Annotated in this window: 12 protein-coding genes and 1 pseudogene; 2 read left to right on the forward strand and 11 right to left on the reverse strand. The window is 64.9% G+C overall.

Translation table 11 applies throughout. From position 1 onward, the window contains the following. Window positions 1-14: 14 nt before the first annotated feature. The 4 genes from OKC44_RS14465 to OKC44_RS14480 form a co-directional block, all read right to left on the reverse strand. On the reverse strand, window positions 15-1,373 hold the full coding sequence (locus OKC44_RS14465; protein WP_270813620.1) for a CmpA/NrtA family ABC transporter substrate-binding protein: 1,359 nt from the start codon (window positions 1,371-1,373) through the stop codon (window positions 15-17). Between the two features lie 437 nt (window positions 1,374-1,810). Continuing rightward, complete coding sequence (locus OKC44_RS14470; RefSeq protein ID WP_270813622.1) at window positions 1,811-2,386, reverse strand: ANTAR domain-containing response regulator; 576 nt, start codon at window positions 2,384-2,386, stop codon at window positions 1,811-1,813. A gap of 139 nt (window positions 2,387-2,525) precedes the next feature. Beyond that, the gene (gene cobA / locus OKC44_RS14475) at window positions 2,526-3,284 is read right to left on the reverse strand and encodes a uroporphyrinogen-III C-methyltransferase (protein ID WP_270813624.1); all 759 of its coding nucleotides are present in this window, start codon (window positions 3,282-3,284) and stop codon (window positions 2,526-2,528) included. Between the two features lie 22 nt (window positions 3,285-3,306). Further along, window positions 3,307-5,943 carry a nitrate reductase gene (locus tag OKC44_RS14480; protein WP_270813625.1) on the reverse strand — a complete coding sequence of 879 codons (2,637 nt, stop codon included), beginning with the start codon at window positions 5,941-5,943 and terminating at the stop codon, window positions 3,307-3,309. A 303-nt stretch (window positions 5,944-6,246) separates the two neighbouring features. Here OKC44_RS14480 and OKC44_RS14485 point away from each other — a divergent pair, with 303 nt between their 5' ends. After that, window positions 6,247-6,750 (forward strand): RNA methyltransferase, encoded by a 504-nt coding sequence (locus OKC44_RS14485; RefSeq protein ID WP_270813626.1) that lies wholly within the window; start codon window positions 6,247-6,249, stop codon window positions 6,748-6,750. Window positions 6,751-6,796: 46 nt separating this feature from the next. Here the strand turns inward: OKC44_RS14485 and OKC44_RS14490 are convergent, their stop codons facing one another. Further along, window positions 6,797-7,537, reverse strand: coding sequence for a hypothetical protein (locus OKC44_RS14490; protein ID WP_270813628.1), 741 nt, complete (start codon window positions 7,535-7,537; stop codon window positions 6,797-6,799). Between the two features lie 186 nt (window positions 7,538-7,723). Here OKC44_RS14490 and OKC44_RS14495 point away from each other — a divergent pair, with 186 nt between their 5' ends. Next, window positions 7,724-8,155, forward strand: coding sequence for a universal stress protein (locus OKC44_RS14495; protein ID WP_011707183.1), 432 nt, complete (start codon window positions 7,724-7,726; stop codon window positions 8,153-8,155). 70 nt (window positions 8,156-8,225) lie between these two features. On the opposite strand, the gene OKC44_RS14500 is transcribed toward OKC44_RS14495, so the two are convergent. The 6 genes and pseudogenes from OKC44_RS14500 to gpt all read right to left on the reverse strand — a co-directional run bounded on the left by OKC44_RS14500 (window position 8,226) and on the right by gpt (window position 13,935). After that, complete coding sequence (locus tag OKC44_RS14500) at window positions 8,226-8,861, reverse strand: murein L,D-transpeptidase catalytic domain family protein (protein ID WP_270813630.1); 636 nt, start codon at window positions 8,859-8,861, stop codon at window positions 8,226-8,228. A 153-nt stretch (window positions 8,862-9,014) separates the two neighbouring features. After that, window positions 9,015-10,280: pseudogene (locus OKC44_RS14505) on the reverse strand (glutamate-5-semialdehyde dehydrogenase); the annotation flags it as partial. Window positions 10,281-10,361: 81 nt separating this feature from the next. Next, on the reverse strand, window positions 10,362-11,465 hold the full coding sequence (gene proB, locus OKC44_RS14510; protein WP_043161959.1) for a glutamate 5-kinase: 1,104 nt from the start codon (window positions 11,463-11,465) through the stop codon (window positions 10,362-10,364). A gap of 160 nt (window positions 11,466-11,625) precedes the next feature. After that, the gene (crl, locus tag OKC44_RS14515) at window positions 11,626-12,018 is read right to left on the reverse strand and encodes a sigma factor-binding protein Crl (RefSeq protein WP_011707187.1); all 393 of its coding nucleotides are present in this window, start codon (window positions 12,016-12,018) and stop codon (window positions 11,626-11,628) included. Window positions 12,019-12,079: 61 nt separating this feature from the next. Further along, window positions 12,080-13,348, reverse strand: a complete 1,269-nt coding sequence (frsA, locus tag OKC44_RS14520) for an esterase FrsA (RefSeq protein ID WP_011707188.1) — start codon at window positions 13,346-13,348, stop codon at window positions 12,080-12,082. A 119-nt stretch (window positions 13,349-13,467) separates the two neighbouring features. Beyond that, a complete protein-coding gene (gene gpt / locus OKC44_RS14525) occupies window positions 13,468-13,935 on the reverse strand; it encodes a xanthine phosphoribosyltransferase (protein WP_011707189.1) in 468 nt (155 codons plus the stop codon). Between the last annotated feature and the right edge of the window lie 21 nt (window positions 13,936-13,956).

The following is a 13,956-nucleotide window of genomic DNA, read 5'->3' on the forward strand; positions in this document are numbered from 1 at the left end:
TGCGCGCTCCTCGCTCATTGCACCCGCTCATCACCCTTGAGGCCGATGGCGAACTGCTGCAGATAGGCGTTGGGGTGGCGGCCGTCGTAGATGAGGCCGTCGATGAAGCCATCCTGAGGGCCGCGATAGCCCTGTTCGCTGGCAAAGTCGGGGAAGTCCTGCGCCTTGAGCTTGCCCTCGGCGATCAGCGCCTCGGCAGCCTGGCGATAGACCTCGGGTTGATACACCGCCTTGGCCACCTGCTCGAACCAGGCATCCGGCTTGGCCTCGGGTATCTGGCCCCAGCGCCGCATCTGGGTCAGATACCAGATGGCGTCCGAGTAGTAGGGGTAGGTCGCGTGATGGCGAAAGAAGACGTTGAAGTCCGGCAACTGGCGCACGTCACCCTTGCCGTACTCGAAGGTGCCGGTCATGGAGCTGGCGATCACCGCCTCGTCGGCCCCCACGTACTCGGGTTTTGCCAGCAACTTGGCCGCCTCGCGCCGGTTGCCGTTCTGCTCGGCATCCAGCCACCAGGCCGCCCGCAGCAGCGCCTTCACCAGCCGGACGTGGGCGTTGGGGTGGCGCTCCGCCCACTGCCGGGTGACGCCGAATACCTTCTCCGGGTTGTTGCGCCAGATCTCCTGATCGGTGATGACCGGCACCCCGATCCCCTTGGCGAGCGCCTGCTGGTTCCAGGGCTCCCCCACGCTGTAGCCGGCGATGGTGCCCGCCTCCAGGGTGGCGGGCATCTGCGGTGGCGGGGTGACTGACAGCAGCACGTCCGCCTGGCGCTGGCCCGAGTTGTCACCCAGTTTGGGCGCGTAGAAACCGGGATTCAGACCGCCGGCCGCCAGCCAGTACCTGAGCTCGTAGTTGTGGGGGGAGACGGGGAACACCATTCCCATGTTGAACGGCTTGCCCGCCTGCCGGTATTGATCCACCACCGGCTTGAGGGCGGCGGCGCTCACCGGCGCCGGTACCTTGCCCGCCACCGGCTTGGGCAGTTGGGGCGCCATGGCGGCCCACACCGGCTTCGCCACCGTGATGGCGTTGCCGTTGAGATCCATGGCAAACGCCGTCACCAGCTCGGCCTGGGTGCCGATGCCGATGTGGGCGGCCAGGGGCTGACCCGCCAGCATCTGGGCACCGTCCAGCTCGCCGTCGATCACCCGATCCAGCAGGATCTTCCAGTTCGCCTGGGCCTCGAGGGTGACATAGAGCCCTTCGTCCTCGAAATAGCCACGCTCATAGGCCACCGCCAGCGGCGCCATGTCGGTCAGCTTGATGAAGCCGAGCTTGATCTCCTCCTGCTCGGGCGCCCCCACCGCGGCCAGCGCCGGCAGTGACAGCACCGCCAGCAGCATCCCCGCACATCCTTGTCGTCTGTTCATGCCATTCCCTCGCTCGGTTCCTGTTCCGGGCTGCCGTCCGCCTGCCTCGTTGCAGGATGACGACCAAAAAAAAAGCCCCACCGATCCGGGATCGGTGAGGCTTCTTTGCCCTGTTGTCGGTGGAGCCTTGCGGCCTCACCATTGCGTCTTGTTCTGTCTGTTCGTTAATTCACTTTCCGTGCCAACTTGGCCGAACCACCGCTGGCGGGCCCTGAGCTGCTCGGGGCGCATCCTCTGCCCGTTTATGCGCCTCAATGAGGCGCCGTTGCACCAAAACGGTTTGCCAGTCCCTTCAGAACCGGTTCGCGATCTGTCACGAGAGGTCGTCAGCAAGGTAAAGAGCAGCGCAGGAACCGGAGTTTATAGACATAAATGAGGATTCCGAGCAGCACATGAGCCTTGATCACGGCCTCGCAGTAGGAGCGTGGACCCGGTTCTCAAGCGGGCAGTGCCAACAGCAGTTGCCGTGCCAGCTCCCCCAGGCTCAGGTGGCGGCTCATGGCGGTGCTGCGCATCAGGCGGTAGGCCTGCTCCTCGTCCAGCCCCTGATGGCGCATCAGCCGCCCCTTGGCCTGCTCGATCAGCCGCCGCTCCACCAGCTGCCGGCGCAGCTCGCTCTCGGTTCGGGCCAGCGCCTGCACCATGGCCAGCTGGCTGCGGGCGAGGCGCAGCCACTGCTCCACCGGCTCCTTCTCCCCGCACGGGTGGGGCACCAGCAAGACTCCCTGCTGCAGCAAGGCCTGCTGCGCCTCGCCCCCCAGCCGCTCGCAGAACAGCAGGCGCGGCATGTCAGGCCAGAGGGAGAGACCGAGCCGCGTCTCGGCGTCGAAACGGCGACTGCTGACGAGCAGGGCGTCTCCCTGCCCATCCGGGCTCAGCAGCTGGCGAGCGTCGAGGATCCTGGGCTGATGGCCATACTGGCTGACCAAGAGGGCCAGCCGGTTGGCCTGACCCGGTTCGTCGGCGTGGATCAGCAGGCGGGAAACGGGGCCTCCTGAAGTGAGAATGGTCATGGCGCTCCTTGCCAACGGCATTCGATTGGTCTGCCACCACTGTGGTCTGTCACCATAGAGGCAACATGAGCGCCAACTGTTTGAATCTACCCCCTTTTTATTCCTCTGGAGGTAGTAGAGGTAGAGGGGGAACGGCGGCTCAGGCCACCCGATCCAGCGCCTGTCCCAGCAGGCCCTGCAGCTCGGCGCGAAGGCGCACCACCTCCCCCATGATCATCAGCACCGGGCTCTGGCCGAGCAGGGCCAAGGCGGCCTGCGCCAGCCCGTCCAGCCGGGTCTCATGGACCTGCTGGCGGGCGCTGCAACCGGCCACCACCAGCGCCACCGGCAACTCAGGTGAGGCACCGGCCGCCAGCAACCCCTGCCGGATCTCGGCCGCCCGCTCCAACCCCATGTAGAACACCAGGGTGTGGCCGGCCCGGGTCAGCCCCTGCCAGCCCTGATAGTCGCCCTCGTCCATCAGGTGGCCGGTGACCAGAGTCAGGGAGCGGGCCAGCCCCCTGTGGGTCAGCGGGATCAGGCTGCTGGCGGCGCAGCCAAGCGCCGCCGTGATGCCGGGCACCAGTTCGGCGGCGATGCCGTGGCGGGCCAGGTGCAGCGCCTCCTCACCGCCACGGCCGAACACCAGGGGATCCCCCCCCTTGAGCCGCACCACCCGCTTGCCGGTGCGAGCCAGCGCCAGCAGCAGGGCGTTGATCTGCGCCTGACTCGGGCTCGGCTCGCCACAGCGCTTGCCCACGTCGAAGCGGGCCGCCCCCTGGGGAATGCGGGCCAGGATCTCCTCTCCCACCAGGCGGTCATAGACCACCACCTCCGCCGCCTCGATCCGCTGCAGCGCACGCAGGGTCAACAATTCGAGCGGACCGGGACCGGCCCCTACCAGACTGATTTGGCTCATCACAGACTCCTTGTATCCCGTCTTAAGCGGTGGCGATAAAAACATGCTTGATCAATAGCTTGTCGATCTCTGGCAAACAGGTGCCGCAGTTGCTGCCGCAGCCGAGCAGGGCCTGCAGCCCCGCCAGCTCGCTCACTCCCTGCCGCACGATGGCGTCGACGATGCGCTGCTCCGACACCCGCAGGCAGGAGCAGATCAGCCGGCTCTCCCCCAGCAGGGCTGCACTCAGGGTCTGGCTCAGGGCTCCCGCCTGCAGCGGGGTGCCGAGCAGGCTGGCCAGCAGCTCGACCTTGATGTCCGGGCGCCGCTCCCCCACCAGCAGCAGACTGTCGATGCGATCCCCGGCCAGCGCCACGGCGAGCCAACCCGACGCCAGCGGCAGTCGCAGCCAGCGCCCCTGGGTTGCCAGCCGCTGCCACAGGGCTTCGGGCGCCTCTGACCAGGAGGCCAGCAGGGTGCAGTTGCCCTCCGGCAACGGGCGCCTGGCCCACCAGTCCAGCGGCTCGTCCCAGTCTCGCCGACCGAGCCAGAGCCCCTGCCAACGGGTCGGCTGCGGCTCGGCCCGCACCCGGCCCTGCTTGAACATGGGCTGGCCGGAAAGGGGATCCACCACGGCGGCGATGAGGCGATTGACCGCCCCCTGACTGCACTGGCTGTCGGTCCAGTGCATGGGCAGGAAGGCCTCCCCCTCCCTGAGCCCCTCGTCCAGCCCGACCAGCAGCCGCGCTTCCCCGAGCTCGTTGTGAAGGCGCACCAGATCCCCCTCCTTGAGCCCCAGCGCCAGCAGGCTGGCGGCGCCGAGCCGCACCCTGGGCCAGGGCTCGGCCTCCTGCAGGCGCGGCACGTGGCCGGTGCGGGTCATGGTGTGCCACTGATCCCGCAGCCGACCGGTATTGAGCAGCAAGGAGAGGCCCGCCGGCGACCGCACCGCTTCTGGCGCGGCGACAGGCTCGGGGGGAAAGCACTGGGCCAGGGGCAGCAGGCGGGCCCGGCCATCCGGGGTGGCAAAGCGCCCATCCTCGAACAGCCGGGCCCGGCCCTGGGGCCAGCGGGCATTGACCGGCCAGCTCAGCGGCGCCAGCGCCTCGAACTCGGCGCGGGTGAGGCGGGCCAGCCCCGAGATATCGAACTGGCGTTGCCCCTGATTCTCGAAACCCGACAGGGCCGCGTGCTCACAGAAGATCTCGTGCTCGTGCTCATAGGCAAACCCTTCGCCGAAGCCGAGCCGGCGGGCCAGCCGGGTCAGCGCCCACCAGTCGGGCCTGACCTCCCCCGGCAGGGGCAGGAAGGCGCGCTGGCGGCTGATGGTGCGCTCCGAGTTGGTGACCGTGCCGCTCTTCTCGCCCCAGGCGGCGGCGGGCAGCAGCAGGTGGGCGAGGCGCGCCGTGTCGGTGTTGGCGGTCACCTCGGAGACCACCAGCAGCTCGCAGCGAGCCAGCGCCTCGCGCACCCGGTTGCCGTCGGGCAGGGAGACCGCCGGGTTGGTGCCGAGCACCCAGAGCGCGCGGATCTCCCCCCGGTGCACCGCCTCGAACAGCTCGACCGCCTTGTGGCCGGGGCCGCCCACCATGGTCGGGCTCTGCCAGAAACGCTGCACCCGATCGCGCTCGGCCTCGCCAAAGCCCATGTGGGCCGCCAGCTGGGTCGCCAGCCCGCCCACCTCGCGCCCGCCCATGGCGTTGGGTTGCCCCGTCATGGAGAAGGGGGCCGCCCCCGGCTTGCCGATGCGCCCGCCCAGCAGGTGGGCGTTGATGATGGCGTTGGCCTTGTCCACCCCCTGGTTGGACTGGTTGATCCCCTGGCAGAACAGGCTGACCGTTTTGGGGGTGCTGGCAAACAGCCGGTAGAAGCCGAGCAGATCCCCAGGCGCCAGGTCGCAGCGCTGGGCCACCGCCTCCAACTGCCAGGCCGGGTCGTCCAGCGCTGCCGCCAGAGCCTCGAAGCCGCTCACATGGCGCGCCACGTAATCCTTGTCCCAGCCGTCGTGATCGAGCAGGTAGCGGCACAGCCCGTTCCACAGCGCCACGTCGCTGCCGGGCCTGAGGGCCAAGTGCAGGTCCCCCTGCTCCGCCGTCATGGTGCGACGGGGGTCCAGCACCACCAGCCTGAGCCCGGGGCGCCGTGCCCGCGCCTGCTGCAGGCGACGAAACAGCACGGGGTGAGTCCAGGCGGTGTTGGCACCGGTGATCACCACCAGATCCGCCAGCTCCAGATCCTCGTAGCAGGCGGGCACCAGATCCTCGCCGAAGGCGCGCTGATGGGCCGCCACCGCCGACGACATGCAGAGCCGGGAGTTGGTGTCCACGTTGGCGCTGCCGAGATAGCCCTTCATCAGCTTGTTGGCGACGTAGTAATCCTCGGTGGTGAGCTGGCCCGACAGGTAGATGCCGATGGCCTGTGGCCCGGATTCGGCCAGAATGGCGGTGAAACGCTCCGCCAGGGTATCCAGGGCCTGCTCCCAGCCGATGCGCTGCCCCAGCCAGCGCGGATAGAGCAGGCGATCGGGGAAATCCAGGCTCTCCAGCAGGCTGGCCCCCTTGACGCACAGAGCTCCCGCGTTGGCCGGGTGCCCCTCATCCCCCTGCAACTGCCAGCCATTCCCCTCCCGGCTAAGCCGGATGCCGCAGCCCACTCCACAATAGGCACAGGTGGTGTTCATTCCCTTGCTCCTCCTCGTCCGACTCCCCATCCCTGGGTCGCCGCTGCCATGGCCCATAAAAAAAGCGCCCGCCCCCGCAGGGGACGGACGCCTTTGTCCGGATAAGCCGCATTTACTCTCTCCTGGGATGACTGCAAACCCCGCGCCAGGATGCAAGGTGCGCCTGGAGGGCGATCGGCAGCGAGCGGCTGCGCCGGGACGGTGCAAGTGCCCCCTTGTTGGGCCCGTCAGGCGGGAGTTCATGCCCAGGCTGGGCAAGGGGCGGCGCGGGAGTATAATGCGGCCGCCACAGAGGAGAGCGAGATGAGAGAGTCAGATCACGAATGCCTGCCACCACAGGGGGATGAGTCAGCACCGCACGGCGACGCAGGCTATTGCTGCATCGGGCTGGTCAACCCCAAGTCACCGGAGAACGTGGGGGCCGTGATGCGGGCCGCCGGCTGCTACGGGGCGGACGAGGTCTACTACACCGGCAACCGCTTCGAGCTGGCGCGCCGCTTCGCCACCGATACCAAGCAGATGGTGGAGAAGATCCCCCTGCTCGGGGTCGACGATCTGATGGAGATGGTGCCGGCCGGCTGCACGCCGGTGCTGGTGGATCTGATCGAGGGGGCCACCTCGCTGCCGGATTATGTGCACCCGGCGCGCGCCTTCTACATCTTCGGCCCGGAGGACGGTACCCTGGATCCCGCCCGCTTCAAGGCGGTGCAGGAGGTGATCTATGTCCCGACGCACGGCTGCATGAACCTGGCGGCCTCGGTCAATGTGATCCTCTACGACCGGCTGGCCAAGCGGCTGAGACGCTGACAAAAAAGATCCTGAACAGCTAACCAGTCCTCCGGCGCAGGGCGCTTTAGTTGCCAGGGCTTAGCCTCTGCTCCTGCTGCTTGATGAAATCGCGGTAATAGTCGTAGAGCTGGTAGCGCCGGTAGATCTCGGCCAGGGTGCCGTGTCGCACCAGATTGACCATGCCTTGATCCCAGAGCTGTTGCAGGCTGCGCCCCTTCTCGGTATCGGCAAAGATGGGATAGGTCGGGACCCAGCGCAGGAAGATGCGCTGCATGTTGGCGGGAATGGAATCCGCCGAGTAGAGCACCCCGGCGGTCAGGTAGTAGCGATAGCGCTCCTTGGCCAGCAGCTGCAGCGCCATGTCGTGGCTGTCGATCTCGTGCCAGCGCATGGAGACCGGTATGTACTTGTCAAAGGCCCAGCCCCGCAGCCACACCACCCCCTGCCCGCTCAGACTGTGCTCCCCTTGCCACTGGGGCCGCCACTTCTTGAGCATCAGCACCGTCAGATCGTCGGCCGAGGCGGGATGGCGGGGTTGCAGCACGCCGCTCACCTCATCCCGATAGACCCCCATCGCCATGTCGCCCCCTTTCTGGGCGATCACCGCCAGGGCCCGCTTGTAGGGCACGATGCGCGGCATGACCTGGTAACCATTGGGCTGATAGATGGCCCGCACTATGTCCAGATAGACGCCCCTGCCATCCGGCTGGCAGAAACCCGGCCAGTCATCGCAATAGACATCTAGGGGATCGGCCCGACCCGGCCAGCAAATCAGCAACGTCAATGAAAGCAACAAACGAATCATGTCTTACCGTTTCTCCGCAGGCGATGCCATTTGCAGCCGCGCCCAAGCCATTCCCCATGATATGAAGATCTGCCGGCAACGCACCTCTTTTTCCCGGTTTTGCGAGCGAGTCGAGGGTTATTGCCCGCTGAATCGGTATTATTGACAATAAGATTCATTAGTAACCCAACATAGGGGAGCCTTCATATGCCATCCATTAAAACCCTGCTCTGTCCGGTCGATTTTTCCCAGATGTCACAGGCCGTGCTCGACTATGCCGTATTCATGGCCCAGAGCCACAAGGCCGAACTCAAACTGGTCCACGTGGTGGATCAACTGCACGGCTTCGACAGCTACAAGATCCTGCACATGACTGCCATCGAGATCACCCACGAGATGGAGCGTCAGGCCAAGAGCCAGATGAAGGAGCTGATCGCCAGCCTGCCGATTCCGGCCACCTTCGAGGTACGCTTCGGTCGCGCCGCCGACGAGATCGTCGTGCAGGCCAAGGAAGAGAAAGCCGACCTGGTGGTGATGGGCAGCCACGGCCGCTCCGGCATCAGCCATCTGCTGGTAGGCAGCGTGGCCGAGTCCGTGGTGCGCCATGCCCCCTGCCCCGTGCTGGTGGTGCGCAAGTAGCCGCAACGCCAGACTCACTGCAAAAGGCCAGCATCTGCTGGCCTTTTCTATTGGGGCTCGCGGGCCGGCCTCAGCCGTGGGCGTAGATGACGCTGCCCCCCTTGATGATGTCGATGATGGCCCTGGACTGCTCCTTGGGCAGGGCGGGGCAGCCCCAGCTGCGGCCCAGCTTGTCATATTTGCGCAAATGGCGCGGGCTGGCATAATCGGCGCCGTGCACCACGATGGCTCGCTTGCGGGCATTGCTGTTCTGGCCAGGGCTGAGGCCGTCGAGGCGCAACGAATAGCCGTGCTTGCCCTGATAGGTCTCGGCGGTGCGATAGACCCCGAGCGAGCTCTTCATGGAGTTGAACTGGTTGGAAAACTGGTTGGCGGCCAGCTCGCCCGAATTGCGGCCATGGCTGACCCAGGTGTGGTAGAGCAGCTTGTGGCGCTTCACGTCGATGACGAACAGCCGGCGCATGGTCGAGGGTTTGCTGTAGTCGATGATGGTGAGAATGGGTTTGCGCTTGTGGCGCACGCTCTGGTAACTGTTGATGGCCTTGTGAAATACCTGTTTGTCGAGCTTGCCGGCCAGCCCCAACTGGCGGTAGAGATCCTGATCCCAGCTGGCGTGGCTGCTGCTGCTGAAGCAGAGCGCCCCCAGCAGCAGCGGCAACCCCAGCCAGAGCGTACCCCAGCGCTTCATCCAATCTGTTTGCTTCATCCTTGAATCTGCTCCCGTTTTTGTGGCTAGCGCAGCGCTCAAAATATCGCCACACCTCGCTGGATAGTTATATGCAAGCCCCTGATAGCAGGCAAGAAAAAAGCAAAAAAATGCCGACCTGAGTCGGCATCTTTACACAGGACCACAAAGGCGTCAGACGCGACTCAGATAGTCCGCCAATCCCACCCACTTGTAGCTGGTGAGCTCGGTAAGCCCCATAGGGCCGCGGGCATGCAGCATCTGGGTCGAGACCGCCACCTCGGCACCCAGCCCGAACTGGCCGCCGTCGGTGAAGCGGGTGGAGGCGTTGACGTAGACCGCCGCCGAACCGGCCCCGTTGACGAAACGCTCGGCATTGGCCAGATCGTTGGTGAGGATGGCATCGGAGTGGCCGGCGTTGTGCTCGCGCATATGGGCCAGCGCTTCGTTCACATCCGCCACCAGCTTGACTCCCAGGGTCAGCGAGAGCCACTCGGTATCGAAGTCTTCCGGGCCGGCGGCACGCAGGCTGTCGGCGCCCGCCAGCAGCGGCATGGCCTCGGGGGTGGCGACCAGGGCCACCTTGCGCTCGTTCATTAAGCCCACCAGCTGCGGCAGCAGGGTCGCGGCGACCTTCTCGTGCACCAGCAGGCTGTCGAGAGCATTGCAGGCGGAGGGACGCTGCACCTTGGCGTTGTCGATGACCGCCAGGGAGCGCGCCAGATCGGCGCTCTCGTCCACGAAGATGTGGCTGATGCCGAAACCGCCGATGATCACCGGAATGGAGCTGTTCTCCTTGCACATCTTGTGCAGCCCGGCGCCGCCGCGGGGGATGATCATGTCCACATAGCGGTCGAGGCGCAGCAGCTCGCCCACCAGCGCCCGATCCGGGTTGTCGATGTATTGCACCGCATCGCGCGGCAGGCCGGAGGCCGCCAGCGCGCTCTGGATCACCCGCACCAGCTCCAGGTTGGAGTTGAAGGTCTCGCGCCCGCCACGCAGTATGCTGGCGTTGCCGGTCTTGAGGCAGAGGCTGGCGATGTCGATGGTGACGTTGGGACGCGCCTCGTAGATGACCCCGATAACGCCGATGGGCACCCGGCGGCGGGAGAGGCGCAAGCCGTTCTCCAACACCCGGCTGTCGATTTCGGCCCCGACCGGATCGTCCAGAGAGATCACCTTGCGCACGTCCGCCACGATACCGGCCAGCCGGGCCGGGTTGAGCAGCAGCCGATCCAGCATGGCGTCTGACAAGCCCGCCGCACGGCCGGCGGCGATGTCTTTCTCGTTGGCGGCCAGGATCTGGTGGCTGCGTGCCTCCAGCTCCTCGGCGATGGCGGCCAGCGCCCGGTTCTTCTGCGCCGTGCTGACGGTGGCCAGCTGATAGGCGGCTTCACGGGCCGCCTGCCCCATTTTCTCCAGACTCATCTCTCTTCCCTTTGGTTCTTGCGGGGCCGCCCGATGGCGGCGTCCCCCCTTATCTTGATGTGCCGCTGCCCTTGCGTGGCAGCGGCTGGCGACTCACAGCAGCACCATGTCGTCGCGGTGGATGGCCACGGCGCCATAGCCGTAACCCAGCACCTGTTCGATGTTGTCCGAATGGACGCCGCGCAGCTTGTCCAGCTCCAGATGATTGTAACGGCAGATGCCACGCGCTAACTCGGTCCCCTTGGGGTCGAGAATGCGCACCACGTCGCCACGCACGAAATCGCCCTTCACCGCCACTATGCCCTTGGGCAGCAGGCTGGAGCCCTTCTCCTGCATGGCAGCCACGGCGCCCTGATCCACCTGCACTTCACCGTGAGGGGGAGGCCCTGCCAGGATCCAGCTCTTGCGCCCTTCCAGCGGCGACGCCAGCGCCGGGAACAGGGTGCCGATGCGCTCGCCCTTGGCGAGACGGCCGACCACTTCCGGCATCTGGCCGGTGGCGATCACCACGTTGACGCCGGCGCGGCGCGCCACGTCGGCTGCCTGCAGCTTGGTGGCCATGCCGCCGGTACCGAGCCCGCTGACGCTGTCACCCGCCAGCTTGCGCAGGGTGTCGTCGATGGTCTGTACCTCTTCGATGAGCTGGGCATCCGGGTTGGTACGGGGATCGGCGGTAAACAGCCCCTTCTGATCGGTGAGCAGGATCAGCAGATCCGCATCGGCCAGGATGGCGGCGCGAGCGGAGAGGTTGTCGTTGTCCCCCACCTTGATCTCGGCAGTCGCCACCGCGTCGTTCTCGTTGATGACCGGGATGATGCGGTGATCGAGCAGGGTGCGCAGGGTATCGCGGGCATTGAGGTAACGCTCGCGATCTTCAAGATCGGCGCGGGTCAGCAGCATCTGACCGATGTGCAGCCCATAGAGGTTGAACAGATCCTGCCATACCCGGATCAGCTGGGTCTGGCCGACGGCCGCCAGCATCTGCTTGTTGGGCAGGGTTGGCGCCAATGGAGGGTGGCCCAGATGCTCACGGCCTGCCGCAATGGCCCCCGAGGTGACCACCACGACCCTGTGGCCGTGACGGTGCAAGGCTGCACACTGTCTGACCAGCTCGACCATGTGGGCACGATTGAGCTGGGAAGATCCCCCGGTGAGCACGCTGGTGCCCAGTTTGACGACTATGGTTCTGTTTTCCATGGGAGCAAAAAGGCTGAAATATAAGGAATCCCTTTATACCCACGGCCCTGTTGCCCTGCAAGGCAATTAACACCAAGGCAGCGGCGGGTGCAGACTAAGCGGAGCAAGCAGCAAAGAAACGCCCCGCCAACCGATGGGTGGCTGGCGGGGCGGCGGGTCATCAGGCGGCGGTGACGGTCAGCTCGTTGGTGACCTGCTCGGCGGGAGCGAGCTGGCAACCAAGCTGATGCAGCTTGTCACTGATGAGCTTGTAGAAGTGATTGAGGGTACGTTCGACTTCAGCCTGATGCTTCTTGGGCAGCGGCTTGTTGAGCCACTCCCCTTCGGCGTTGTAGAAGCCGACCTGATAGTGATAGCTGAAGCTGTGATCCTGCTGCTCCAGCACCAGCCACCAGCCCCAGAATTCCCGTTTGTCCGGCGCCGGCTTGGCGCTGACACAGACGGAAAGGCAGTCGAAACGGTAACGCCCCTCTTCACACAGGTCCTCACGTAAATAGGGGCCAATCGCGGCAAACTGCCTCAGCAGTCGCTTGTAGGTCACTCTTTCTGACATGTTAACCTCCCTGTTGAACAAGCCACATCACCCTGGGATGACGTTATATTTTAGCGCTATATCATGTACATAGGTGCTTCTTGAGCCAGTCGACCATCTCTTTCAACGCCTCGTCGTATACCTCCAGCAAGGGTTGCTTGTCGAACACCACCGCCTTGCCGTTACGGCTGGCGGACGCCAATGCCCGGACATCCTGCTCGGGACAAATAAAATCTTTCTTGTGTCCAATACTCAATATCGGCACGGAAGTGCGAGTCCCCAGCAATCCTTGCGTCTTGAGTGAAAATACCTGGCACTTGGTACGCAGCGACTCCCACTGGGCCGCATCGGCCCCCAGCCGGTTGGCCAGCCCGTCCCGCATCATGCGCGGGCAGCGGGCAAACATCTCCTGATTGGTAAACACCTGATTGACGCCGGCGCCGATGCAGACCACGGTCCTGAGCTTGAACGGCTCGATGAAGGCGAGGCGCGCCGCCACATTGCCCGCCAGGCGAAAACCCACCATAGCGATGCGCTGGTGATCGACCCAGGCCACTTCGGACAGATGATTCAATACCGCCTGATGCAACCGGCTGGTGTCCTGCACCAGCGGCCAGTGCTCGGCATAGCCGATGCCCGGCATATCGAGCGACAACATGCCGATGCCGTTGGGCTCCAGGCACTTGAGATAGAAATTGAGGAAGTCGACCTGCAGCGAATCGATGCCACCGCTGACGATGACCAGGGGCACCGGCTTGTCGGTGGTCGGCAGATGGAGGTAGCCCTGAATGTGCTTGCCGCGAAACGGCACCTGCAGCTCCTTGAGCGGCACCTTGAACAGGCGTCCCGCCTCGCGGTAGGCCATGTTGCCGAGCAGCTGGGCCTGATCCGCCAGCTCGTCATTCTTCAGATGGGGATAGCTGGCGATGGAGTAGTAGCGCACCGCCTTGAGCAAACTTTTCAGGGCCGCGGCCCGCTCGCCCTGTGCCACCAGCTCGCGCCCCCGGTTGAAGTAGCGGCCGGCCAGCTGGCTCCACTCATAGACCCAGTTGCCGGGCACATAACCCTTGATGGTATCCAGGAAGCGCTCGTGGGTACGCTCGCCCTCTCCCATGGCGATGCAGGCCAGGGTCTGCTCCACCTCGACCGGGTCCGCCCCCTGCCAGGCCCAGGTCGGCCGGCGCAGCAGACGATACCAGCGCGATGACATGGAACCGTCGATGAAGGTCTCGTCGACATTGTCATCCTGCTCCGCGACCGGGCTGGAGTTGGAGACTTCCGAGGTCTCCAGCACCTTTTTTACCCGGGTAAAGAGCTTCTCGGTCAGGTTAAGGTCGTCGTTCAAGTCCAAAGCTATTACTCATACTGTCATGCAATGGCTCCATCTTAACCACTTTTCCCGCCCGGCAGCCAGTTGCACCACAAAAAAACAGGGCTCCATATAGGAGCCCTGTGAAGCTGATTCGCTGCTTACTCTTCGTCGCAGATCGGCGTGGCAAACTCCAGCGCCATATCCCACGGCTGTTCGATCCAGGTGTCCTGCGGGATGGCGACTTCGAAGTCATCCAGCAGTTGCTCACCCATCGGCTTGGCGAAGATCGCGATGAACTTGGCCTTGGGGTAGAGTTCGCGGATCGCCTTGGCGGTGGTGCCAGTGTCCACCAGATCTTCCACCACCAGCCAGCCTTCGCCGTCACCCGCGGTGGTGGCGGCCTTCACCACCACCAGATCACGCTGGTTGTTGTGGTCATAGCTGGAGATGCAGAGGGTTTCGACGTTGCGAATGCCAAGTTCACGCGCCATCAGTGCAGCCGGTACCAGGCCGCCGCGGCTGACCGCGATGATCCCTTTCCACTGGCTGACAGGCAGTTGACGACGGGCCAGACGGCGCGCTTCACGTTGCAGGTTGTCCCACGACACATAAAACTTTTTCGGCATACTATCGATCTCAACGAGTTA

Origin of the sequence: Aeromonas sp. S41-2 (assembly GCF_027705845.1) — a bacterium.
GTDB classification, from domain to species: Bacteria; Pseudomonadota; Gammaproteobacteria; order Enterobacterales; family Aeromonadaceae; genus Aeromonas; species Aeromonas hydrophila.

Excerpts from the sequence above, each read along its gene's own strand:
- OKC44_RS14485 (WP_270813626.1), top strand. The coding sequence starts at position 6,247 with ATGAGAGAGTCAGATCACGAATGCCTGCCACCACAGGGGGATGAGTCA.
- OKC44_RS14465 (WP_270813620.1), bottom strand. The coding sequence starts at position 1,373 with ATGAACAGACGACAAGGATGTGCGGGGATGCTGCTGGCGGTGCTGTCA.
- OKC44_RS14470 (WP_270813622.1), bottom strand. The coding sequence starts at position 2,386 with ATGACCATTCTCACTTCAGGAGGCCCCGTTTCCCGCCTGCTGATCCAC.
- OKC44_RS14500 (WP_270813630.1), bottom strand. The coding sequence starts at position 8,861 with ATGAAGCAAACAGATTGGATGAAGCGCTGGGGTACGCTCTGGCTGGGG.
- OKC44_RS14480 (WP_270813625.1), bottom strand. The coding sequence starts at position 5,943 with ATGAACACCACCTGTGCCTATTGTGGAGTGGGCTGCGGCATCCGGCTT.
- gpt (WP_011707189.1), bottom strand. The coding sequence starts at position 13,935 with ATGCCGAAAAAGTTTTATGTGTCGTGGGACAACCTGCAACGTGAAGCG.
- proB (WP_043161959.1), bottom strand. The coding sequence starts at position 11,465 with ATGGAAAACAGAACCATAGTCGTCAAACTGGGCACCAGCGTGCTCACC.
- OKC44_RS14495 (WP_011707183.1), top strand. The coding sequence starts at position 7,724 with ATGCCATCCATTAAAACCCTGCTCTGTCCGGTCGATTTTTCCCAGATG.
- OKC44_RS14490 (WP_270813628.1), bottom strand. The coding sequence starts at position 7,537 with ATGATTCGTTTGTTGCTTTCATTGACGTTGCTGATTTGCTGGCCGGGT.
- cobA (WP_270813624.1), bottom strand. The coding sequence starts at position 3,284 with ATGAGCCAAATCAGTCTGGTAGGGGCCGGTCCCGGTCCGCTCGAATTG.
- crl (WP_011707187.1), bottom strand. The coding sequence starts at position 12,018 with ATGTCAGAAAGAGTGACCTACAAGCGACTGCTGAGGCAGTTTGCCGCG.